At 53.3% G+C, this 23,897-nt stretch carries 19 protein-coding genes and 3 tRNA genes; 14 read left to right on the top strand and 8 right to left on the bottom strand.

Annotation, left to right across the window (positions count from 1 at the left end):
• The 3 genes from HXY34_04685 to HXY34_04675 form a co-directional block, all read left to right on the top strand.
• A partial coding sequence (locus HXY34_04685; protein NWF95414.1) for a hypothetical protein occupies window positions 1-308 on the top strand: 308 nt, incomplete at its 5' end.
• Window positions 309-558: 250 nt separating this feature from the next.
• Entirely contained in the window at window positions 559-1,248 is a 690-nt protein-coding gene (rpiA, locus tag HXY34_04680; protein NWF95413.1) for a ribose 5-phosphate isomerase A, read from the top strand.
• A 328-nt stretch (window positions 1,249-1,576) separates the two neighbouring features.
• A tRNA-Arg gene (locus HXY34_04675) sits at window positions 1,577-1,736 on the top strand.
• 48 nt (window positions 1,737-1,784) lie between these two features.
• Here HXY34_04675 and tadA read toward each other — a convergent pair.
• Window positions 1,785-2,990, bottom strand: coding sequence for a Flp pilus assembly complex ATPase component TadA (gene tadA, locus HXY34_04670; protein NWF95412.1), 1,206 nt, complete (start codon window positions 2,988-2,990; stop codon window positions 1,785-1,787).
• An 80-nt stretch (window positions 2,991-3,070) separates the two neighbouring features.
• Window positions 3,071-3,697 (bottom strand): tRNA-intron lyase, encoded by a 627-nt coding sequence (gene endA / locus HXY34_04665; GenBank protein NWF95411.1) that lies wholly within the window; start codon window positions 3,695-3,697, stop codon window positions 3,071-3,073.
• 76 nt (window positions 3,698-3,773) lie between these two features.
• On the opposite strand from endA, the gene hycI reads away from it, so the two are divergent.
• A complete protein-coding gene (gene hycI, locus HXY34_04660; protein NWF95410.1) occupies window positions 3,774-4,289 on the top strand; it encodes a hydrogenase maturation peptidase HycI in 516 nt (171 codons plus the stop codon).
• A complete protein-coding gene (gene mtnA / locus HXY34_04655) occupies window positions 4,274-5,335 on the top strand; it encodes an S-methyl-5-thioribose-1-phosphate isomerase (protein ID NWF95409.1) in 1,062 nt (353 codons plus the stop codon). Before hycI ends, mtnA begins: the two co-directional genes overlap by 16 nt.
• A 50-nt stretch (window positions 5,336-5,385) precedes the next feature.
• Here the strand turns inward: mtnA and HXY34_04650 are convergent.
• A tRNA-Arg gene (locus HXY34_04650) sits at window positions 5,386-5,494 on the bottom strand.
• A 391-nt stretch (window positions 5,495-5,885) separates the two neighbouring features.
• Between HXY34_04650 and HXY34_04645 the strand changes: the two genes are divergently transcribed.
• From HXY34_04645 to HXY34_04625, 5 genes are all read left to right on the top strand, one after another.
• Complete coding sequence (locus tag HXY34_04645) at window positions 5,886-6,860, top strand: hypothetical protein (GenBank protein ID NWF95408.1); 975 nt, start codon at window positions 5,886-5,888, stop codon at window positions 6,858-6,860.
• Window positions 6,861-6,951: 91 nt separating this feature from the next.
• Window positions 6,952-8,508, top strand: a complete 1,557-nt coding sequence (locus HXY34_04640) for a metallophosphoesterase (protein NWF95407.1) — start codon at window positions 6,952-6,954, stop codon at window positions 8,506-8,508.
• Window positions 8,505-9,572 carry an ECF transporter S component gene (locus tag HXY34_04635; GenBank protein NWF95406.1) on the top strand — a complete coding sequence of 356 codons (1,068 nt, stop codon included), beginning with the start codon at window positions 8,505-8,507 and terminating at the stop codon, window positions 9,570-9,572. Before HXY34_04640 ends, HXY34_04635 begins: the two co-directional genes overlap by 4 nt.
• Before the next feature lie 10 nt (window positions 9,573-9,582).
• Window positions 9,583-11,028, top strand: a complete 1,446-nt coding sequence (locus HXY34_04630; protein NWF95405.1) for an ABC transporter ATP-binding protein — start codon at window positions 9,583-9,585, stop codon at window positions 11,026-11,028.
• A 233-nt stretch (window positions 11,029-11,261) separates the two neighbouring features.
• Window positions 11,262-12,077, top strand: coding sequence for an energy-coupling factor transporter transmembrane protein EcfT (locus HXY34_04625; GenBank protein ID NWF95404.1), 816 nt, complete (start codon window positions 11,262-11,264; stop codon window positions 12,075-12,077).
• Here HXY34_04625 and HXY34_04620 read toward each other — a convergent pair.
• A complete protein-coding gene (locus HXY34_04620; GenBank protein ID NWF95403.1) occupies window positions 12,060-14,285 on the bottom strand; it encodes a DUF1156 domain-containing protein in 2,226 nt (741 codons plus the stop codon). The genes HXY34_04625 and HXY34_04620 overlap by 18 nt on opposite strands.
• 763 nt (window positions 14,286-15,048) lie before the next feature.
• Here HXY34_04620 and HXY34_04615 point away from each other — a divergent pair.
• Both HXY34_04615 and HXY34_04610 read left to right on the top strand, forming a co-directional pair.
• A complete protein-coding gene (locus HXY34_04615) occupies window positions 15,049-15,405 on the top strand; it encodes a hypothetical protein (protein NWF95402.1) in 357 nt (118 codons plus the stop codon).
• 52 nt (window positions 15,406-15,457) lie between these two features.
• Complete coding sequence (locus tag HXY34_04610) at window positions 15,458-16,219, top strand: SDR family oxidoreductase (GenBank protein ID NWF95401.1); 762 nt, start codon at window positions 15,458-15,460, stop codon at window positions 16,217-16,219.
• Between the two features lies 1 nt (window position 16,220).
• On the opposite strand, the gene HXY34_04605 is transcribed toward HXY34_04610, so the two are convergent.
• The 3 genes from HXY34_04605 to HXY34_04595 all read right to left on the bottom strand — a co-directional run bounded on the left by HXY34_04605 (window position 16,221) and on the right by HXY34_04595 (window position 18,758).
• The gene (locus HXY34_04605) at window positions 16,221-17,198 is read right to left on the bottom strand and encodes a HEAT repeat domain-containing protein (protein ID NWF95400.1); all 978 of its coding nucleotides are present in this window, start codon (window positions 17,196-17,198) and stop codon (window positions 16,221-16,223) included.
• Window positions 17,199-17,274: 76 nt separating this feature from the next.
• Window positions 17,275-18,273 carry an SIS domain-containing protein gene (locus HXY34_04600; protein ID NWF95399.1) on the bottom strand — a complete coding sequence of 333 codons (999 nt, stop codon included), beginning with the start codon at window positions 18,271-18,273 and terminating at the stop codon, window positions 17,275-17,277.
• A complete protein-coding gene (locus HXY34_04595; GenBank protein NWF95398.1) occupies window positions 18,270-18,758 on the bottom strand; it encodes a DinB family protein in 489 nt (162 codons plus the stop codon). The genes HXY34_04600 and HXY34_04595 overlap by 4 nt, the downstream gene beginning before the upstream one ends.
• Window positions 18,759-18,860: 102 nt before the next feature.
• Here HXY34_04595 and HXY34_04590 point away from each other — a divergent pair, with 102 nt between their 5' ends.
• Window positions 18,861-19,580, top strand: coding sequence for a ubiquinone/menaquinone biosynthesis methyltransferase (locus HXY34_04590; protein NWF95397.1), 720 nt, complete (start codon window positions 18,861-18,863; stop codon window positions 19,578-19,580).
• A gap of 7 nt (window positions 19,581-19,587) precedes the next feature.
• On the opposite strand, the gene HXY34_04585 is transcribed toward HXY34_04590, so the two are convergent.
• Window positions 19,588-19,729, bottom strand: a tRNA-Asp gene (locus HXY34_04585).
• Window positions 19,730-20,388: 659 nt separating this feature from the next.
• Between HXY34_04585 and HXY34_04580 the strand changes: the two genes are divergently transcribed.
• The gene (locus HXY34_04580) at window positions 20,389-23,895 is read left to right on the top strand and encodes a DNA-directed RNA polymerase subunit B (protein NWF95396.1); all 3,507 of its coding nucleotides are present in this window, start codon (window positions 20,389-20,391) and stop codon (window positions 23,893-23,895) included.
• Window positions 23,896-23,897 lie beyond the last annotated feature (2 nt).

Below are 23,897 nucleotides of genomic sequence, written 5' to 3'. Positions count from 1 at the left end.
GTCCTCCCGGCGGTGGTCCTCCCGGCGGTGGTCCTCCCGGCGGTGGTCCTCCCGGCGGTGGTCCTCCCGGCGGTGGTCCTCCCGGCGGTGGTCCTCCCGGCGGTGGTCCTCCCGGCGGCGGTTCTCCCGGCGGTGGTCCTCCCGGTGGTGGTCGTCCCAGTGGTGGTCCTAGCGGTGTGGTTTCCACCGAGGGCATTCCCGGCGGTCGTCCCGGCGGACCTGCATCCTCAGGCGCACCCAAGAGCTCTCTTCAGAGTGAGATGCTCGCAGAGATGGAGCGGCTAAAAGCGCTGATGAGTGGCGACTAGACTACCTCCGCCAACCGTATAGACCAGATGTGGTCTTCGCTAGTCTTCGTAATGCTCCGCCCGGGCAGATGTCAAACGTTTCGAATTCGGAGTTCCAGTTTCTCGGTCCTAGTAAGCTTGGTCTGTTGTCTGGAGACCTTACGTAGTCTGGCAGAACGTGCCTTCATGCCGCAGCGAATCTGTCGATTCACACATCGTTGATTGGAGAAGGTTTTTTGGTAGTATCATACGAACAAAGTGATGATGTTAGATGGCAGAAGCCAAAGTCAATGCGGCACTTGGAGTCCTCAAGGAGCTGCCTAGGTCTGGACCCATCGGATTGGGTAGCGGTTCCACGGTGGCAATCTTCGCGAAAGAGCTGGGGCGACTCGTCGCCTCCGGAGAGGTGGCAGTCAGCGTTGTCCCGAGTTCCTACCAGGCATATCAGCTTGCTGTTGCTCACCGCATACCTCTTGCCAACCTCGATGAAAACCCGGAGCTACTCATGACGGTAGACGGCGCAGATGAGATTGACAGAGCCCTGAACCTAACGAAAGGGGGTGGAGGTGCGCTGCTACGCGAGAAGATAGTGGCTGCAGCCTCCAGACGACTTGTGATTGTGGCAGACGAGAGCAAGCTCGTAGATCGTCTTGGCAGTAGGTTCCTCATACCCATCGAAGTGTTGCCGTTCTCTCTCGGCTTCGTTCGACGGAGAGTTGAGGCCATGGGCATGACGCCCATCCTAAGAGAAGCCCAGGGGAAGCTGGGTCCCGTCGTGACTGATAATGGTAACTTCCTTCTGGACCTCAAGTTTCCCAATCCAATTGACAATCCCGCTGAAGTTGCTGAGGCTCTCAAGATGATTCCCGGTGTTATTGAAACGGGTCTGTTCGTTGGTATGGCGGAACGGGTCTATGTGGGCACAAGCGAAGGCTGTCGCGTTCTGACCATTCACTCTTAGTTGGACAGAGTGGGACAACGGAGTCCTCAACTCCCAACAGATGGCACTGAGGTCATTCCCCACCTTAAGGTCAGTTGAAGTATAGAGTCGACCTCTATCTCTGTGATCGCTCGTTGTGCACAACAACACGCAATCATGTCCAAGGCAGTCCACTTTCCTGATAGTTGTTCCGTATCCGTTGATGTCAACATGAGGACACTTGATGAACACATGTCTGTCATCGGATATGCCCACATCACTCGAAAGTACACTTACTGTCTTGCCTCGTTGGCAGACTGACACTCAAATGCGTAATCTTTAACAACACACCTCCCCCCATTCAGCATAAGGGCCCGTCGCCTAGCATGGTCAATCAGACTTGCTCTGCAGGGTGTTCATAGGGCACCAGCCTCCTAATGCCAAGTGCAATGGAGTCAGTTGGTTGCCACCAGTTCAAACCCCGTATCACGTGAGATCCACGTCGGGTGAGTCTCTGGTCGGGCCCGCCACACTCGTTTGGACCGACGACTCACAACCTGCAACTGATATTCGCCGATTCAGTCCGCCACACGAGCGGTAATCTTTGCACCTTCTTCCATTGCATCAACCAGAGCGCTGCCTTGACGGGTCTTTGTTCGAATCGTGGACTCCCCATTGCGGCCCACAACAGTGGTAAGCAAATAGACGTCGTCTGCGAAGACATCCAGTCGTTGTCTTGCATACCTCCTGCCCACGAACAGTGTCACTCTCTTGGACGAGTAGCTTACTGACACCTGAACACTCTCACCCGCAGCTGCTCCCGCCTCATGGTCCCTCCCGCCTCTTCCTGCTGCTGTCACATCGGTCCCGTGTACAGGCATCACCACTTTCTCGCCGCCAAACGTGAACATCTCAAATTCCAGTAATCCGCGCTCGAAGTCTCTCACCTCAATGACAGGTCTGGCCAAGTCTCTCTGTGAACTACTCATCCCAGTGGGTAGCCTCACTTTGAGCGACAATGATACCACCTTGGCAACTCTACCTGCCTCGATATGAACCACCGTGTCGACTGTGCTAGGCACCTGACCCAGTTCCACTCTTCCCCCATGAATGAGCCTTTGGAGCGCATCAATCGAGGACCCCGCATGAACAACGCCCACCATACCCACTCCTGCAGAACGCAGGTCTGCATATGCTTGAAAGTCCGAGTCCTTCCTGAGCTCATCATAGACCACATAATCCGGACGCACAAGCAGAAGTATGTCTGCCGCCTTCTCCATGCTGCCATCAATGGGTGCGTACTGGACAATGTCCTCTGTCACCTGAAGGTCCCGAGGTTGTTCCAGTGTCTTTACAATATTACCGCGTCCACTATAGAACTCTGCAAGAGCGGCCGCAAAAGTGCTCTTGCCTGAGCCCGGTGAACCTGATACTAGTATTCCTTCTGCTCTGCTCTCAAGGCGTTTCATCAACTTCGGACTCAGGGCATAATCGGCTATGGAGAGCTTGGTAATCGGACGAATTGCAGAAATCTCAAACTTGTCCGCAAACGGGGGTTGCGCGATTGCTATCCTGTAGTTCCTCAACTGAACCACCAATGCACCCACCTCCTCAATCTCCACAAACGAGCCTCGGTCATTGCGGGCTGCGACAACGATTGCTTCCGCCATTTCCTCCAGTTCCTCGCGGTTTAGCGGCTGACTGGAGAGTTCTACAAGTGACCAGTCGCCGGGAGCACCCCTCTTTGCCCTGGGGGGATTGTTCTCAACCAGATGAACACTCATAGTGTGCGGGTCAAAGAATGACTCCAGCCTCCTGATCTCTTCATATGCTTCAATGTCATCGCTATTGTTCCATCTGTGTGTCAAACCGTATCACCCTGCCTGTTGTGGAGTACAACTTGAGCGACTCTGTAGAAGTTGACTTCACCGTTCTGGTCGACGAGGGCGAAGACAAGCTTCTTTCTTGCTGCGGAGGCGGTTTCTGTAATTGTAGCAAGCTCCTGTAGGGACACTACATCACCTTCCTTGAGAACATAGACAAGTTGGTTGGCAGAGGCCGAGCCCGGCTTCTCTCCCCTAGCATAGACTCTGAACCCAATTCCCCCACCAAAGCCCTGACGCACCGCGTATCCTCTGCTTCTCAGGTCTCTGAAGACGAGATACCTTGTCCACAAGTCCGGTTGTTCCCTGAGCAGTTTACTGACAATCGTGCTTGCAGAACAAGGCTCACCACTCTGTAGCCTTACAATCAAACGTTTCCTCTCGATGAGGTGAAGAATCTCAACAGGCTCGAGTTCTAGCCTGCCGTCGTCAGTCCTTGTACCATAGAACCCCTGCTGTGATATCCTGTCGGCGTCATCAGCTCCAACGTAACCTTTCCCGTCTGCGAAGATTGCTTCAGCAGGCTCTATCTCCTCCTCCTGTCCTTCGACTTCCTCCGGTACTTCTAGGTCCGGCTGCTCAGGGCTTTCGCCATCTTCATCAAACAATCTCTCATCGCCAACGCAATGCGGTCTGAACGGTATTGTGAAAAACCCTTCGACGTATCCCTGTGATGCGAGAGATATGTGCCCAGACTCGATAGAAGCCACATTGTCTGCTTTCCTAGACGAAGCCACGAGAGTTGCGGTTCTAGGCATAGGAAACGACTTGCGAACTGATGATGGTGTTGGACTGTTCATTGTTGAACATCTTGGGATTGACAACCCGTGTGCACTTGTGAAAAACGTCGGGTCAGTACCAGAGGCATTCACCAGTTCCCTTACTGACTTTGGAGCCGAACGAGTGATTCTGGTGGATGCCGCAGATATGAGGAAGCACCCGGGTCACGTAGAGCTGATTACGCGAGAACGGATTGGAGGAATGGCGATAAGTACCCATGGTATGCCTCTCTCGCTATTGATGATGTACCTTGAGCAGGAAACGGGCGCCAAGACCGTGCTTCTGGGGATTCAGCCTCAGAGCATTGCGTTCGGTGAGGGCCTGACTCCCCCTGTACAAGTGGCCGCTGAGAATCTTATTAAGCTTCTAGAACGCATCCTGAGTCATCATCTGGAGGACAAGACGTGTTTAGGACAATAGAGTGGTTGGACGACAAGGACGCAGTCCGGTTTGTTGATCAGACCAAGCTGCCTCTTCAAACAGACCACATCGTGACGCAAAGCCATGCACGAGTTGCACAGGCGATTAGTACGATGGAGATCAGAGGGGCTCCAGCCATTGGTGCCGCTGCAGGCATGGCTATGGCACTCGCTGCAATCGAGAGTCGCGCCAAGACCAAGGACGAACTCATAGGCTTTCTGGAGCAGGCCGCCAAGACCATAAATGTGCGACCTACTGCTGTGAATCTCACATGGGCCACATCTCGTATGCTCTCCGTCGCGATGAAGTCTGAAGGAACAGTATCTGCGATAGTCCGGCGTCTTGTCGAAGAGGCAAAGGAGATTGCTGAAGAAGATGTCCGGATGTGTCGTTCCATAGGTGAGTATGCGCTTCCCCTCATAGGTCCGGGTTCCACAATACAGACCATTTGCAACGCCGGCTCTCTGGCCACTGTGAACATTGGTACTGTTGGTGCTGTAATTCGAGTGGCACACGAGCGGTACAATGGTGACATACATGTTTTTGCTGCCGAAACTCGCCCGAGGCAACAGGGTGCCCGTCTCACAGTGTTTGAGCTGATGGAGGATGGAATCGATGTTACACTCATTACCGATGGTATGATTGGTACTGTCTTCAGAGAGGGACAAGTGAGCTGTTGTGTTGTCGGCGCCGACCGGATACTCAAGACCGGACATGTCACTAACAAGATTGGTACCTATACGATGGCCATATGTGCGAAGTACCATCAGATACCATTCTACGTCGCTGCTCCCACGTCCACAGTTGACATGGTGACCGATTCTAGGGATGTCCAGATTGAAGAACGTTCCCCAGATGAGGTCCGAATCATCAACGGTCAATACATCACAGTCCCTACTGCAAAGGTGTACAATCCTGCGTTCGACATCACTCCTCCTGAGCTGATTACCGCTATCATCACTGACCGTGGTGTGATTCGAAAACCCAACAGGCACCGCATGGCCAAGCTCTTCGGTAAGCAACCGGCCACAGAACATGTGTTCTAGTATGCTGGTTGCTGGACGACACCATGTGCCGAGGGCGTGCCAGAAGGAAGTGGCGGGCGCGCCAGGATTTGAACCTGGGACATCCAACTCCGAAGGCTGGCGCCCTATCTGTACTTCAGAGCAGCAAACTGCTCTGAACCCTGACTAGACTACGCGCCCACATCATCCTTGACACTGGTTGACCTTTAAGTCCTTTCTGTCGAATACACTCCGAAATGAGCGACTCTTCCTGAAGCAGTAGATGCCAAATCCTAACTCCTCTTGAGTTCCTTGCTCCAGACTCTAATGAAGTTCTCAAGAGACCTGTCGTATGCCTTCTCTACATCCGGGGGAAAGAGGCAACCGGGGAGTTCTCGGTATTGCCAGTGATAGTGAAGGCATTCACAGCAGATCCCCTGACGTGAGCACTCTGGATACGTGCATCTACAGCGGCTCTTATTGCGTTCGAGGTTACAAACTCTGACAGACATGGTTCTCCGTTGGTGTAACGATGTAATTTCTTAAAGCCTGATTGGTAACCTAGATGTGCAGTCTCGTCGAGTTGATGAAAATGAGCCTCCCAGCCGGTCTCCGCATGGTGTTCACAGGACTAGACGGCAAACGACTTGACCCGATGCGACTGGTCACGCTCTGGGACATGTTGAGAACGGAAGTTGGTCCACACGCCAGACTGGTGCGGAGCCAGAGACTGAAGAGCAAGAAGAACGTTGTCCTTAGACTTGATGTTTCCGAGTCCGGCGTGGACTCCGCGACGAGGTTCTTTGTTGCCAAGCTGTTCGTGGAACCGGGGTTGGCTGCAGCTGCCGCGAAGTTGGACAGTCTTGAACATACGCAGGGTGGTGTCCATATGCTTCTGTGTGATCACAGAACGCCCGAGGTCGGCTCGGCACTTCTTGAGACCTCAAGGAGTGACCCCAGTGCCGTCTTCTGGGAGCGACACGACTCGTGTGTCCGACTCCGTCCACCCGGAGATGAACGGTTCACCGTGGAAGAATGGGCCCTCGCCGTCTGTAGTTCTTCCGGGATAGAGGTGCCGCATGTGATAGAGTCCAAGGACAATGTCATCCTGATGGAATACGTACCCGGCGATGTTCTTGTGGATGTAGTCAACTCCACGTTCGACCCCCATCTGATTGACCAGTTGGCGGACTGGTATGTGCGCTTTCACCGCGTTACAGGACTGTTGAAAGGCGACCCTCAGCTTCGCAACTTCGTGGTCAGCGATGGAGTAGTCATCGGTCTTGACTTTGAAGAGGCTCGTCCCGGAAACTGGCTGGCCGACATAAGTGGCATTGGAGCAAGCCTCCTTGACACCGACCCCATCTTTGACCACAGAAAGAGATCCCTGTCTTGGCGGCTTCTTGACCGTTACCTCAAGGCGATAGGTCAGACCCGGACGCCAGAGATTGAGAGGCTATACATAGACTGCATCGCAGACTGGTTGGTCGAGACCTATAGATGGCGAGGTGACACACGAATTCTGAACTTATCCGAAGAAGTACGCCAAAACGGACTCCCCGTCTAGTTCGGAGTACAGATTCCCAACATTCTTAACCGAAACGTCCGAAATGCACAATCAAACATATCAGTGATGCAGCACACCCATGGTGTCGGACTTGAATCGCAGAGATGTGACCTTGGCCCTAGTCGTCATTGTTCTCACAACCACAGTTGGAATCATGGTGGCGGTTCCACGAATCAGACTGAGCCATCCCGAAGTGTCCGTGACTGGCGGCCATCTCTTGGCCATCTACCCATGTTCTGCCACCATCAGGGCACTGGGCGCACATGTGTCTGTCACACTTGAGTGGGCTGACACCAACGGCCTGGGAGTATTCGACCTCAGAATCACCAATGTGGATACTCGTAGGGTGCAGTACGAATCGCTGGCGCAACTTACTGTTCTCCGCACCGAGGCAAACTCCGAAACCATTCGCATAAGCACTCCTCTAAGTAAGGCGAGCGTTTCCATACTGATGTCATCCTCTTCGAAGGAAACGCTTAACATGTTCGTGTTCGGAGACTCCCAAGGATATCAAGGTGGGTTGGAGGAGATAGTCCGTTCAGCGAACATCTACAGTCCTGACTTCATCTTTCATTGCGGAGACCTTACACCCTTCGGCCAGCCGAATCAATACGAAGCGGCTCTGTCAGTTCTCAACCAATCTAGGGTCCCGTTTTTCAGCACGATAGGCAACCACGATGTCCGACTTGGTGGAGGTCTCACATATAGACATGTACTGGGACCAGCGACCTATTCGTTCGACTTTGGACATGTCCACTTCTCTGTCTTCAACTCATCTGGCCCGGATGTGGAGGAGAGCGAGATTGAGTGGCTGGAGGCGGACCTAGAGAACGCTTCAGATGCGACTTGGAGGATTGTGTTCACTCACACTCCCGTTTTCGACCCTCGGACGAATGGGGAACATGCGCTTCCAGAGGAGACCGCACGTCGTCTGATGCGGCTCTTCGAATCACACGGAGTCGACGCTGTCTTCTCAGGACATATCCATCTCTTTAGCTCAGTCGCCGTGAACGGTGTCCTGTATGTCGTGACGGGAGGCGCAGGGGCCGGATTGTATGCCTCAGAACAGGAAGGTGGCTTCTACCACTATGTGAACGTCACCATTGCCCCGTCGGGAATGACTGTCGAACCTATTCTGCTAGATGAACCCGCAATGGATCGCGAGACCCTCGTGATTAGAAGCAGTGATGATTGCGTTGTGCTCACAGTCGCTGACCTGTCGTCAATGCAATCAGTGGAGGGACAATCAGCATTTCAGAACCAGTACGGAGTATGGGGCGGCGCAGGTGTCTACAGAGGCGTGCGAGTTTCAGACCTCGTTGCATTGGTTGGCGGAATGGCATTGAACGGGCATCTGATGATTATCGCCCATGATGGCTTCGCTCAGGCCTACTGTTATAGTAACGTCTATCCAGACTCCAGCTGGCTCCTTATTCAGGGCGAAATGATTCTGGCCTACGCCTACAATCACACCGCAGTGCCATTGTGGAGTGAAGGACCAAGAGTGGTGATGATTCCCCCCGACGGAGAGTACAGTAACGACGATTGTATGTTGACATCTGCTCCGGGGACCGGCTGGTTCGAGTATCCGTCCGCTGGCTCTAGATGGGTCCGGTATGTGAATGCTATCGAGGTGCTTTCAGATTGAACGCTTCCGCCTCTGCGCCCCTTACTACAAGCGAGTTGGTCACACTTGCGCTTCTGAGTTCGCTTGGTGGAGCTCTCAGTGCCTTCGTTGGTTATCTCGGCAATCTTGTGAACTTGGCCCTCGGTGTTCCATTTGGAGCTGGTCAGTTTGTGGCCGGACTCCATGTGTTCTGGATTGTACTGATTCGCCTGTTAATACCACGCAGTGGTGCAGCTTCACTAGGCGGCCTTGTAAAGGGTGTTGTTGAGCTCTTCGCAGGCAGTACTCACGGCGTTGTGATAGTGCTGATCTCATTCGTACAGGGAATCGTGGTTGACATCGGTGTAATCGGCACCAGTCTGAATACCCTCTGGTCGGTCTCAACAAGAGTCAAGTCGTGGCTGGTGGCAGGGTTTTCAGCCGCGTCCAATGTAGTAATCTTCCAAGCCCTATACTTCTCCAATGTGCCGCTCATGTACATTGTGGTCATCTCAGTATTGGCCTTTTGTTCAGGGGTCATATTCGGAGGCTACTTTGCCTGGGAAACCTTGGACTTTCTCACAGAACTACATCTTCCCCTGCGGCATGCCACGACTAGTAGTGCGCTTCAGAGCACGACTGACCATTTCATCTCAAAGAAGAGTCTGCCAGCATTAGCGTTCGTCATTTTCCTGATTTCAGGTTCGCTGTACTATTCTGTTGCAGTGGCAAGGACGTTCACGGATCCGTTCTCTTGTGACGTGGTTGGCCTTGTGGACAATCCATTCATCTATAGACCATCTGACTTCATTGGCGAAGAGACTACCATTGAGGCCACACTCATCGGGTCCTACACACACCTCCCCACAGCCAACTACACTGGCGTACCTGTCCATGTGATACTGTCTAGAGCTGGTCCTCAACGGGACGCGACTTGTCTCAGGGTGCAAGCGCGGGACGGGTACAGCGCGCTCTTTGCTCTCAGTTCGGTGATGATTGATAATAGGCTCATACTCTCCTCAGCCGGAGATGGCCTGTGGCTGATTGCGGGAGACTATGAGGGTCAATACTGGGTTCGCCAGGTTGTATTAATCGAGGTCTGTTAGGCGAAAACCTATGCTGGAAGCCCACGATGTCGTGTTCTCTTACGACGGCGAAACAATGGTGCTGAACTCGCTGTCCTTTCATGTGCAACCTGGAGAACTGGTCCTAGTCACAGGACCAACTGGATCCGGCAAGTCCACCCTTGCGAGATTCCTTTCTGGTTTCATCCCGCGACAGACAAGAGGCTTCTGCAGTGGTGTTCTGACGATTGATGGACAGGACACCTCTCAATGGTCAATGGCCGAGGTTGCCAAGAGGGTAGCGCTTGTACATCAGGATTCTGAGAGTCAAATCTGTACACTCGGTGTATTCGACGAGGTTGCCTTTGGGCCGGAAAACTACCTGATGGCACCCGAACGAATCCGTACCATTGTTTTTGACTCGTTGAAGGATGTTGGCGCATCTCATCTGCTGCATCGGCCCACTTATGCTCTATCGGGCGGCGAAAAACAGCGCATCACTATTGCGGCAGTGCTTGCCTGTTCTCCGGAATACCTCATTCTCGACGAACCCACCTCAAGTCTCGACCCCAACGGCATTCAGAGTCTCCGACAGGTCTTGCTCCGAGTCAAACAGAGTACAGGCGTTGTCTGTATCGAACACCAGCTGGCGCCGCTGCTGCCCATTGCTGACCGCGTGGTCAGAGTTGAGAAGGGTGTGGCCCGAGCTTGGACACCCGCGGACTCGGATGCTGTGCTACCTGCCGCCTCTTCCCATAGCGTCACATCGGGACCAGTGATTGCGTCCCTGAGAGGAGTAAGCTTCTCCTATGGACTGGAAATGGTTCTGCGAGAAGTATCTCTCGACATAGGCTCCGGCGAGATTGTCGCTCTCATGGGCGACAACGGTTCGGGGAAGACCACGCTTCTTTTGGTACTTGCCGGGCTTCTGCAACCACAAGAGGGCAGTGTTCTTCTGATGTCCAAAGAGATTCGAAAGATGTCACGGGCAGAGGTTGCAGAGAGAATTGCAGTTGTGTTCCAGAACCCTAATCACCAGATCTTCGAGAGAACTGTCTGGAGAGAGCAGACTCTATCCCTAGAGGTCTTGAACCGTCTGGATGCGGAGAGCGCTGCTGCGTGCCGCCGTTCCTTGGAGTCTGCAGGACTGATTGACTACATGGATCGAAACCCATTTGCGCTTAGTCACGGACAGAAGCGCCGTCTGAATGTGTCTTCTGTGACCTGTCACAATCCACGACTGCTCCTCCTAGATGAGCCCTTCATTGGACAAGACAGGTTCGGTCGTGCCCACATGGAGGAAGTGATCTCAGGCACTGCACGGAAAGGGGGTGCGGTAGTCGTAGTCACGCACGATGTGAGCTTTGCACTTCGTTTGTGCAACAGAATCGTCTTTCTCCGTCGAGGAGAGATTCTAATGGATGGTGCGCCCCATGCTGTGGTTGAACGACTCAGACAGTCCGGTCATGAGGCATATTCGCCGCTTACTGTCGATTGAACAGAGTCTGTCATGGGCGTGTTGCCACTCCTATGGACCAACTTTGACACCTGTTGAAGTCCGTTGAGCGTTGTTGAACCGACCACAGTCTCAGTGTGTGCACATTCCGCGTTTGAGCTCCGTACGACACGACACACTCAAGTGCATTGAAGATCCGAGCAGCAATTGCGGACTAACACACGAGAGTCCCTTTTGCTTCAGAGCAGCTGTTACGAACCACCGGAGACTGTGAGATGGCGTTGCGTCTTGGTTTCACTGCACAGGACACCACACTGCATCGTCTTCACCCCTTATTGAAGCTGATATCTCTGATTCTATGTACGACCGGAGTCCTAGTGTACGACGAGTGGTTGTTGGCACTCTCTGTGTTGTTAGTAGTCCTCATGTGCATGCGGCTTGCCAGACTGTCTCTCGGAACTGTCGCAAGACGTCTGCGGTTAATTGTCCTCTTCTCCACGATGATTCTCGCTGTGCAGCTATTGGTAACCTCAAACGGTACCATAGTGCTCTTCTTGGTACCCAAGTTGGGTTCATTTGGCCCCTTCATTCCTGTCACTGATTATGGTCTTGCACGCGGTGTCACCATCTCGCTGCGTTTTCTTGTCATAGTCCTCTCTAGCATGCTATTCGTTTCAGTCACTGACCCAACACTGCTGGCCCACTCCCTTTCAAGACTGGGAATACCCTACCGATATGGCTTCCTGATTGTCATCGCTCTGCGCTTTCTCCCGTTATTCGATCAGGAGACCCAGACCGTTCGTATGGCACAGAGCTCTCGGGGCATATCTATCGAGGTTGGACGTCCCTCAAAGACGCTACGAACCCTACGATACACCTTCTTTCCCCTACTTGTTTCTACTCTCTCAAGAGTGGAGACCTTGTCTGAGTCGATGGTCGGTCGGGGATTCGGTTACTCCCAGACACGGACCTACGTACGGACTGTCAGATGGAGGAGGTTTGACTCGATAGTCATGGCATCTGTGCTGATTGCCTTCATACTCTGTCTTCTAATCGCCTCCGGACTGGTCCCCTCATTTCTCCCCTTCTAGCAGCAGGCCTGAGCGCCACTCAGTCTGAGCCAACCTTGCCACAGTGCAGAGTGCCTCCTCCGTGTCAACTGGTACCCCTTGATTCACGACGTTAGGATAGTGAGACGAGTAGATCCGTAATGAGTTCCCAAGAACAACTACCAGCGCATCAGACGCGCTGAACCTTAGTCCCTGCAGTTTCAATGTTTGCAGCTGCATTTCAGACACTTCTCTGACTTCATCCATCAGCTCACCCCAGTCCGCCTCAGTACCATGTTCTGTTCGCTTTCTGCATACAACAACTGAGTCATAGTGCATACTATTCAGTCCACGAAGGTGTGTGGAAGCATCCATCTCGATCTTCACGGGCCAGACACACGAAACGACAAAGCCCGCGTTCAGGAGCGCCCGAAGGACTGAACCCCAAGATCTGGGATTCATATGATGGAATGTGAACGTCATCACTCCTTCACTCTTCAAAACACGATGGCATTCTCTAAACACCTGTGTGAGACCGTCCAGATACTCCCTGTGCCCCTTGTTCTGAACCCTGTTTGAGATGACCTCCCTCTCCCATGGGACGACATCATCCGCGAACCAGGGATACCTGCTTCGAAGTGAGAGCCGCAGCCACACATAGAAGAAGTTGGAGAGCTCTGAATACATCACATTGCTCTCATAAGGCGGATCCGTCACCACTGCATCCACTGATGACTCGGGTATATTGACATGTTCAGAAGAGGCACATTGAAGCATTACCCTTCTCCTTCTACTGAGTGAAATGAATGAGTCAACCATGTCTGCAGATATCGGACGCTGGGACCAGACCTGCTTGAGGCCGCTCTCGCTTGGTAGTCTGTCAAATGGTCTGCGACAATACTCCTTGCCTTCTATCAGAAGCCTGACAAAGGCGGTGAATGCGCCCCTTCCTCTAGCTGTGTCGTAGCAGTTCGCCTCCACCGGCGACACCGAAGGAGAGAACGAGTGAGTCCTGAATATGTCTGTGATGAATCCCCTAGTGCCGTTGTACTTGCAGAAGAGGTTGTTGTACTTTAGGCAGTTGGAGAACGCAAGGAGAAGGAACTCCTTGAGATGCCAGTCCTCGCACCTCATGATCCATTTGTTTATCTTACCCAGATTGAGAAGCTGGCGCGGACTGAACATGTCCCTGAATCTCTGGTATCCATAGTTGAGGGCCCTTCTTGTTTCAATACCTACAGGTATCATTGTTTCAGGCAATGGCAGCTCGGCTTCGACTCTCCGATACTCCTCCTCCGCGAGACTGAGAAGTGCAAGGTCTCTATCATCTGGTTTCTTGTACCCTCTGCCGTTCTTCAGTCTTGGATTGCCTCTGTCATGGCATACCTTGCAGTAGAACTCAACCGCATACATCCTGCTCCCGTGGGCCCGGTGCTGATAGAAACCAGACAGTCTGTGCTCGCCTGAACACCGAGAGCACTTGAAGACACCACCCTTGACTGACGAGGTGGTCTTTGGCACGAATGCCTTTGCGCAGTTCGGACACACCACGAGCTCTCGCACCGTGGGCGCATCGAACACTTCCCAGCACTGCGGACATACCACAGTGCTTCCGCGTCCTGTGATAGACTTGGCCAGGACGTGGTCCCGCATTAGAGCGACTATACTTCCACAGTCCGGACACTGCGCTTCCATGCAGTGGAAGTAGTAGATGCCCTCTGCATCCTCTCCGCACTCCGGGCATGATGTATGATAGTACATGCGGAGTTCCTTGCCCAGTTCTGCTTCGAGCCTACTGAGTGCCGTCTTGAGGAGGTTCGGTTCAATGTCTTCAATCTGCTTCTTTACCACAAACCATGCCACCGGGTTGATGTCGCCTCCAATCACTCTACAGTCGAAGCGAAGGGCCTCAACCACCGTGGTTCCGCCCCCCATCATGGGGTCAAACACAATCTTGTCTGAGAGGTCAATATCCCTGGAGTACAACTTCCACAACGAATCGGCGCTGCAGTCGTCTTCTGTGGGTTCCAGCAGAGAATACAGGACAAGCGCTCTGAAGACCGAACCGAGCCTCCTTGCCCACCACTTATGCATTAGGTACACGGGTCTATAGTGGCGACGACCGAATCCCGTCGATTCGCGCTCCGCTATCCTGCTGAGTTCAATCGTGGGAAACGTATGTTCAATGGCACGCTTTGGCAGTTGAAGCCCTCCCATGAGTGGTCGTTCTACAGCTTCCAGCCCTATCAATCTAGCGAGTTCACTATTGCGCTGTGTTTCCCCGGTCACAATGAGTCACTGCCTCGAATGTGCGCCTAGTGGCGTCTTGGTCTGCAGCATCTGCCCGGAAGTTGGACGGCCTTCGACATGCATTACGCGGTGCTTGTGCACCAATCTGTGAACACAGAAAGCCTGAGGTCGACTCAACGCCTCGACTAGTTTCCAGAGCGTGAGAACTGCTCACCTAATACTCCCGCTCAGAAAATGAATCCCGGCTCTGCAAGTCTGTGTGGACCGGCTGCTTATCGTCCAACAGCACCACAACAGACACATGTGCTTGAGCCCCTCTCTCTCAAGCTCCGACAAGGCACGGAGTAACGCTTTTAACCGCTCTGTATGGAGTAGTCCGTGTCGGGACGTAGCTCAATAGAGCCTCGACTTCCGAGCTCTGTGAAACCTGGCAGAGCAGCGGACTGTAGATGCTAGCGCAGCCGCAATCCGCCTGTTGGGGGCTCAAAAGTGTGCGTATCTCGCATTAACGGAGACTCCCCCCGTCCCGACCACTTCATTGCTTCTGCTTCTTCGTTGGTCTGTTCTCGATGTCATCCTGTTCCGCGAGAGTTACAACATCGGCCGCCGGGTCCTGCCGTTGTACCGTTGGCTAAGCCTCTTCTCCTCATACTGCCCCTGTCTACAGGCATACACCTGTCCGGGTCATCCGTGACTGGTAATACCCCGCCATTACAGGTGTTTTAGTACTCTGACACGTACCAGTTATTGGTGGACAGCTAGAATGAATCCAATTGAAACTAGGATTAAACATGGTCTAAGGGAGATGGGCATAGCCTGTCACACAGTCTACAAGATGCCCGATGTTGACGAACAACGCATTCTAATCTCGTTCGCATCTGGAAGCAGCAGTACGTTGACAGCAAGCAAGGTAGAGAAGGCACTTAACTCACTCGGGCTTGGTGAGTTCAAGTTGGCAGAGGACTTTCGTCGACTGAGTGCAGCTTTCCTCCACCTTGAAGTCACAATGTGTGGAAAGACGCAACCAGAGATGCCTCCGCATGGAGAGGACAAGGGCAGACAGGTGGAAGTTGCCATGGGTGCCAGAACGGAACCTCTTGTCCATCCAGAGGCTGGCTAGCTCCGTCGCAATGAAATAGAGGTTTGTTCTCCTATCACTCTGGTCTTGGAGAATGGATCTTCTACTGAAGGAAAAGGTGTTTCTTGTCACTGCTGCCTCTCGTGGTCTGGGCTACAGCGTGGCGAAGTCTCTTGTTGAAGAGGGCGCCAAGGTGACCATCTGCAGCAGAAATGAGTCCTCGCTGAAGTCAGCAACTGACTCGCTCGGAACAGGCGCTGAGTATGTGGTTGCTGACCTAAAGGTACATCATGACATCGAGCGTCTCTTGCGTCTGGTTCGCGAGAAACACGGTCATCTTAATGGGCTGTTCGTCAATGCAGGGGGTCCGCCGCCCGGCCGGTTCGAAGACCTATCTGACCAACAATGGTCGTCGGCCTTCGATTTGACTCTGATGAGTGCGGTCAGATTAACTCGGTGTGCACTACCTCTCTTGCGCAAGGCCGACTCCGCATCAATCCTCTACAGCACATCAGTTTCTGTGAAACAACCACTGGACAACCTGCTTCTGTCCAACTCCCTGCGTACTGCTGTGATTGGAATGATGCGCACTGTCGCTGACGAGTTCGCTCCGTATGGAGTACGCGTGAATGCAGTGTGTCCCGGTTATATCCGAACCGCGCGCGTTGATGAGTTGATGGCCAAGACCAAAGGCCCGTCTGGTGAAGAGCACATATTGTCCAGAATTCCCCTTCGTCGCATGGGCCACCCGGACGAGTTCGGCAGAGTCTGTGCTTTCCTGATGAGCCCCCTAGCAAGCTACATACATGGCGCCCTGCTGCTCATAGATGGTGGTCTATATCGGGGACTGATGTGACTCAGAACAAGAAGCCTCCCTCGTTCACGTCCCCCTTTCCAATCCTCGTAAGTGCCGCTTGTGCATACTTGCGTACGTCCTCGTCCTCGTCCTCGAGGAGTGCCTCTAGTGAGCTGCTCGCGGGAGGATATGGGGACACAGCCATGGCCCAAGCTGCCTCTCTCCTCACTCTCACATCATGGGAGTTGAGTACCTGTGCTATTGCCCTCAGCACGACTTCCGAACGTCTTTCCACAACCAAGCGGATTAGCCGCACTTGATCTTCAGGCTCTGCTCTGACGATTGCTTTTGCAAGACCATGAAGCGCCTTTGTGTCGTCCATATCCCTTAGACCTCGTATTGCCCAGTCACGAACGACACCATCGGGATCCTCCATCGCTGAGAACAGACAGTTGACAGTTTCCGGAGAGCCTATCTTGCTCAATGCCCACGCTCCTGACTGACGTATCTCAACACTAGGGTCTCCCAGCACTCCACATAACAGCCCAAGGCTCTCGGTGTCGTGTAGGCATGTGAGAGAAAAGATTGCCTCCTTCCTGATCTCTGCGGGCTCTGAGCAATCTCTGACAATCTCTCGTATTCCCTTTCCATATCTCTCCGGGTCGGTGCTGGCAAGGATGTGAATTGCCCACTTCCTCTCCTCGAAGCAAGCGTGTTGGTCTCTCATTATGGACACAATCCTCTTGTTAAGCGACTCCGTTCTGGTCCGATAGGTCGCCTGCAGGCCCTGCACCCTCACCACTGAATCAGTGTCGGATATCGCGCACTCAAGAAACGCCACAGTGTTCTGCTCCGAGAGGAGGTCTACTATGTTCATAAGCTGAAGCTTTACTTCTGCCGGAACCGTGCTCCTCTCAAACAGACTCGTGAGGAGCTCTCTGAATTCGGATTCATGTGCATTGATATACTCCGCTACACATCTCCGGTTCTCTGGACTCGCCATGTCTTGTAGCATGCCGAGGAGATCACTCGTACTCATGAGGTTGTAGCACCACCATTGTGCCTGTTTCTCTGTGTATTGAGGCTTCTTTCCCTGCAAATGCTGAAGCATATTGCTAGTATATCTTGAATGCCTGGGCGTTAGGCTGCCTAAACCACATCATGGAGGGGCTGTGTCTTTTGACTGTGTGGTATGCCGCCATCTGCATCGCCATTGTGTTCGGTATCACCTGAACCAGAGAACTGTGAAGTCCCAGTGCAGCAGAAGCAGACAGACCATATACTCGCGCATCAAGGACCTTTCTCAACGAGTTCATATAGTCCTGATCTCGGGGACTAGGAGTGTCCAGAATAAGCACAGCGCTGTCGGTACCGCCTGTTGAGAGGACATAGTGATGCTTGAATTCTTCCCTAATTGCTGCTATGCCTTTCGCAACTCCGAACTCATTATACTTCATCATGCCTATCTGTGCTGCGACGAGATTTGGTCCTTCGGATATCATATACAGCGCACTCTGTGGAACTACCAACTCCGCCAGACGTGAACCTTCTGCCTCTGCCCACTGTAGTGCATCATCAGCTTTGTCCAACAGCCTGTCCAAGTCCGTCTTCAGTTGCTGATGCGTCCCATCGATTTGAGATGCAACAAGCAGGAGATATGCCATGGCTGATGTTGTTGTTGCAGAAGGACTGATGTTGTAACTCTCAGCACCTGACTTTGTCAACCAGAGCCAGTCTGCGTAGTCACTCGCCATCCCCTCGCCATTGTCAGTCAGGACTACTGTGCTGACACCGTTTCTCTTTGTCATCTTGAGTGCTTCAATTAGCTCAATGCTCCGTCCTGACGCGGTCACAGCTATCACTAAGTCTTGGTCTGTGAGCTGTACGTACTTCGTCTCTCCCGGTGAGAGTGTGACCGCATTGAGCCCCATAGAGAGAAAGGTCCACCGACCGAGTTCGGCCACTCCATAGGAGTCCCCGCAACCGAACAACACTATCCTGTGCTTTCCCTGAGTGACGACCGAGTCATCTGGTCGAACAGATTGAGCGGTCCTACGCAGTGCGAGTGCCTGTCCTATGATTGCTCTATAGTTCATCTCCAAGAACTGGCTCATTCTATCTCACACTCGGGGGACTGAATCATGTCGACAACAGGAGGTTCGTAGCCAAGCAGTCTCATCAGAATCGCAATCTGGCCTCTGTGATGCACTTCGTGACTTGCAAGATGCAGCAGTGCCTTGCCGACTGTGAAGCTCACTGTGCCTATCGGCCACTGGACGCTTATCACGTATGCCAGCCTACTCTCGTTGAGTGTACCCAAGTAGTCTCTGGTGCCCATCTCGACCTTCTTCCAGTATCGCATGACCTCGTCCAACTCGAGTCCTCCTGATGCGATTTCCTCCTCTTCGTACTTGTGACCAAGCACTGAGCCAATCCAGTAGTGTTCCGTGGCTGCAATGTGATGCAGAACTCGTATGATTGACGCCTGTGCCACAAAGTCCCTGTTGAGTTCTTCATGCGTCAACTGCCTGAGCATCCTGTTCATCCGTTCCCTCTGAATGAAGTTGTGCTCAAAGAGAGTTGTTATAGCCTGGATCATTTCCTTCTGCAACTTTGCCTCTGTCCTAATGTGGATGATGCTAACGGAAACAGAGCCTCTTCGTATGACCTCACCTATGCCAAACTAGGAAGTCTTCATGAGATGAGAAGGACCATTCGCACATTGTTTGACCGAGTGTATTACGTCTACGAGCTGGTGAACCACCTCCTCACTCTGAGCCTTGACGTGTTCTGGAGGCGCCGTGCTGCAAGGGCTGCTGCACTCCATGGTGGGCGTTTGTGGTTGGATCTCTGTACTGGCACGGGAGAGATGGCCGCATACCTCTACCGCATTGCTCCACTTGGAACACGAGTTGTCGCAGTGGACTTCAGTCCAATGATGCTCGGAGTGGCCCGCAAGAAGACTGAGACCATAGGCGTAGAGTTCAGTCTGGCTGACGCGAAGAGTCTGCCATTCTCGGACAACACCTTCGACGTGGTTAGCATCTCGTTCGCAACTCGGAATCTTGATACTCCCCCCGACGGGCTGCATGGCGGACTTGGCGAGTTTCTCAGAGTTCTGCGACCCGGTGGCTTGTTCATCAACCTTGAAACCAGTCAGCCGCCACGCACTTGCATACGCTGGATGTTTCATTTGTACGTTCGGCAGATTGTCCGACTCATAGGGGCTCTTGTTTCTGGACATGATGAAGCATATGTTCACCTATCAACTACTGTTACTCGGTTCCATGACGCCTCAGCACTTGCAACGATGCTGAGCCATTCCGGTTTCACTCAGGTGGCGTATGAGCATCTTCTCCTAGGCGCAGCTGCGATCCACTTCGCTAGGAAAGTACCTGTCAGCATTGTATGGTCTCAGTAGAATGAAGTGGCGCCCCCGCCGGGAGTTTCAGGAGGCTCGAACAATCGCGCTTCGCTTTGAACCCGGGTCTCAAGAGATCTGCCATCAGGCTCGTACTCAGGACCAGATGTTGACAGTCTTGAATACTAGCCGAGCTATACCACAGGGGCACCTGTGAAACGCTGTCCGTCTTACGGGCATGCTCTGACCCTCGACGACCGTGTTTCACTTAAAGTTGTCGTTGGCATTCCGTCTCTTCCATGTCCCGGGGACAGGGCTCTTGCACAAGTGGTCACGACCTGTCACCGCATGGCTGAGACTGAGGCAGGGGGTGGCCTTCAGTGTTCATGTTAGGTGCAAATCAGGCAGCGCTGGTTCTTCTGCCGACTTCGGACTTGACTTCTGCAGCCGAATTCGGTGGCAGAGTAAGTTTATTATGCCGCAGTACCTCACACATTCTACATCACAGAAACGCAGATTGGTGGCAGCTGATATGCCAAATGTCTTCGTTTCATCGTAAGCCTTTTATTGACACAGCAACCCGGCTCCGGTGCTCAGGCAGAACAGCTTCCCATACATGCATGACCATACTTGATATTGCCAGCAATGGAGTGTCAGATGGCTGCAGGTGTGTTCCGGGCTCGTGGCGCAGGCAGGCAGCGCAGCAGTCTTCGAAACAGTCCTTCTGTCTCGTCGGCTGAGGCTTTTAACCTGAAGGCCAAGAAACGATGTCTTGGTCGGGCAGGGGCCGCGGGTTCAAGCGTGTCGAGAGTCCCTCGGCGCGGAGCAAATCCCGCCGAGCCCGCCATGGTCCGTGACAAGCGTGGGTATGCTCTACTGCCCGGGTGACAGCAACGGGGCGGCTATTGCGGCGAGTGAGCGAACTCGGACTTCTCTGGGTTCATGCATTGGGAAGCAACAGACCCGCAGTAGTTTCCCCGTCCCTCATCAGGATGTGGTGACAGGTTTGGGTATAGAAGAACGGCAGAAGTACTGGCCCGTAATTGAGGCATACTTCGCGGATCGTGGTCTAGTAGGACAGCATCTTGACTCATTCAATCGGTTCATTGACCATGAATTGCAAGAGGTAGTCACGAGCGTGGGCCGCCTCGCTCCCAAAGTCGAGGGCTACTACGTGGAGCTCGGTGAGATTGAAGTCGAGGCGCCGTCAGTTCGAGAGGCAGATGGCAGTGAACACCCTCTCTATCCAAATGAGGCTCGTATACGCAACCTGACCTATGCAAGCAAGCTCTACCTCAACATGACTCCTGTAAGAAAGGAGGGCACAGTCACCACGCGAATGGAAACCCTTCGTATCTACATTGGCGACCTCCCCATCATGCTTCGAAGCGAGAAGTGTCTTCTGCATGGTCTCAGTGATGAGGAACTCATCCGTCATGGCGAGGACCCAAAGGACCCTGGTGGCTACTTCATTATCAACGGGTCTGAGCGAGTATTGGTCACCCAGGAGGACTTGGCGCCAAACAGGATACTCATCGAAGAAGCGAGCAAGAGCTCAAGTTATACGCACATTGCAAAGGTCTTCTCCACATCCCGTGGTTTCCGAGCACCCGTCACAATCGAGAGAAAGCGCACAGGAGAGCTGCGTGTCTCATTTCCATCAGTTCCCGGCAAGATTCCCCTAGCAATCCTCCTCAAGGCTCTGGGTGTAGAGTCTGACCGCGAGATTGTCGATATAATATCCGATGACGAAGACGTTCGGAACGAGCTCATAGTGACTATTGAACAGTCCGCGCCAATAAACGCTGGGGCAAGCGAGGAGGCAACGGGGTCTACGCGCGAGAACGCACTGGACTTCATTGGAAAGCGAGTCGCGGTCGGCCAGACGAAGGAATACCGGCTGTCCCGTGCCGAGAAGGTGCTTGACCGATATCTCTTGCCTCACATAGGCACTGAGCCTGAGCACAGACTTCAGAAGGCCTACTATCTTGGGCAGATGGTCGAAAGGCTGCTCGAACTGGTCCTTGGCAAACGCCAAGCTGATGATAAGGACCATTATTCGAACAAGCGGTTGAAGCTGTCTGGTGACCTCTTGATGTCACTATTCAGAGTGGCACTCTATTCCTTGACACGTGACATCAAGTACCAGCTTGAACGGACCGCGGTTCGAGGTCGAAAACCGAACATAAGGACTGCAGTACGCGCGGATGTGATAACCCAGAGACTCAAGCATGCTCTTGCCACCGGCAACTGGGTCGGAGGAAAGGCTGGAGTATCCCAGCTCCTTGACCGAACCAACTACATCTCATCCTTATCACACCTACGACGCGTAGTGTCGCCTCTGTCTAGGTCTCAGCCACACTTTGAGGCGCGGGACCTCCACGCGACTCACTGGGGAAAGATCTGCCCCAATGAGACCCCTGAGGGACCCAACTGTGGACTTGTCAAGAACATCGCCATGATGGCCTACATCTCTGTCGGTACAGATGAGGAATCGGTAGAGCGCGCTCTGCTCAAGGCCGATGTGGAACACATCGAGCGTCTGAAGGGCAAACGGGGGACGAAGGGAGCAGATGTGTTTCTCAACGGACGTCTAGTTGGCATCCATGCCGCTCCGCAAGTGCTTGTCAAGGTCATTCGGCAGAAGCGTCGCGCTGGAGAGATAGACAACGAGGTCAATATTGCGTACTACGAGGACACTCGGGAAGTCCAAGTCAACTGTGATGCGGGACGGGTCCGGCGCCCATTGATAATCGTGGAGAACGGACGCAGTCGCCTCACTGAAGAGCACCTGCGCATGGTGACCGATGGGGAGTGGGGATTCAAGGATCTTCTACGGAATGGGATTGTCGAGTTCTTGGATGCGGAAGAGGAAGAGAACACTCTCATTGCTATGACCCCCGAGGATATCTCTTCGAAGACGACTCATCTTGAGATTGTTCCGTCTACGATACTTGGGATTTCCGCAGCGCTCATACCGTTCCCTGAACGTAACCAGTCCCCACGTAATGTGTACATGGCTGGAATGGCGAAGCAGTCCGTTGGTGTTCCTGCATCGAACTTCAGATACAGGGCCGACACGAGGTCGCACTTCTTCCACTACCCCCAAGTACCGATGGTGAAGACACGCCCCATGAACTCCATCGGCTATGAGGAGCGTCCCGCAGGTCAGAACTTCGTAGTTGCGATACTGTCCTTTGAGGGTTACAACATAGAAGATGCTCTAATCATGAACAAGGCCTCCATCGAACGGGGGCTGGGCCGAAGCACATTTGCAAGAGTCTACGAGAGCGAAGAGCGAAAGTACCCTGGCGGACAGGAGGACAAGTTCGAGGTGCCTGACCGCAGTGTTCGAGGATATCGCGCATCTGAAGCCTACCGCAACCTTGGTGAAGACGGCATAGTCGAGACGGAGGTGGAAGTACAAGGCGGCGATGTGCTGATTGGCAGAACCTCCCCACCTAGGTTTCTTGAGGAGTACTCGGAGTTCGAAATCACTTCTCCGAACCGACGCGAGACCTCAGTTGCAGTACGACATGGAGAGGCTGGTGTGGTCGACAGTGTCATTCTCACAGAGACCATCGACGGAAACCGCCTTGTGAAGGTCAAGGTCCGAGACCTGCGCATTCCTGAGCTGGGCGACAAGTTTGCGTCTCGTCACGGCCAGAAGGGCGTTGTGGGTTACATTGTGCCACAGCAGGATGTTCCCTTCACTGAGGACGGTGTTGTACCGGACCTGATAATCAACCCACATGCCATTCCGAGCCGAATGACAATCGGGCAGATCTTGGAGATGATTGCTGGCAAGGCTGGCTGTGCGGATGGCAAGCAACAGGATGCCACTCCTTTCTGTGGTGTCACGGAAGAAGAGCTCTTCAAGACTCTTCACGACCATGGATTCCAGCACACAGGTCGAGAGGTCATGTACTCGGGTGTCACAGGCCAGAAACTCACCACAGACATATTCATCGGTGTCATCTACTATCAGCGGCTACACCACATGGTCGCTGACAAGATGCACGCCCGCGCCAGAGGACCAGTCCAGATTCTCACAAGACAGCCAACCGAGGGTCGAGCAAGGGAGGGCGGTCTCAGGTTCGGAGAGATGGAGCGAGATGTCCTGATTGGTCATGGGGCGGCCATACTCCTGAAAGGCAGGCTTCTCGACGAGTCTGACAAAAGCAACATGCTTGTGTGTGAGGAGTGTGGGCTGATTGGCGTCTACGATCGTAACAAGGATATCTACTACTGTCCCATCTGCGGTACCAATGCTAGAATAAGCAGTGTTGTTGTGTCCTATGCTTTCAAGCTACTCATCCAGGAAATGATGTCATTAGGCTTGGCCTGTAGGCTGAGATTGAAGGAGATGATTTAGCC

This window comes from Candidatus Thorarchaeota archaeon, from assembly GCA_013388835.1.
In the GTDB taxonomy this organism is placed as follows: Archaea; Asgardarchaeota; Thorarchaeia; order Thorarchaeales; family Thorarchaeaceae; genus JACAEL01.
The sequence above is the reverse complement of the archived record's forward strand: the minus strand, read 5'-3'. Positions and strand labels throughout refer to the sequence as shown.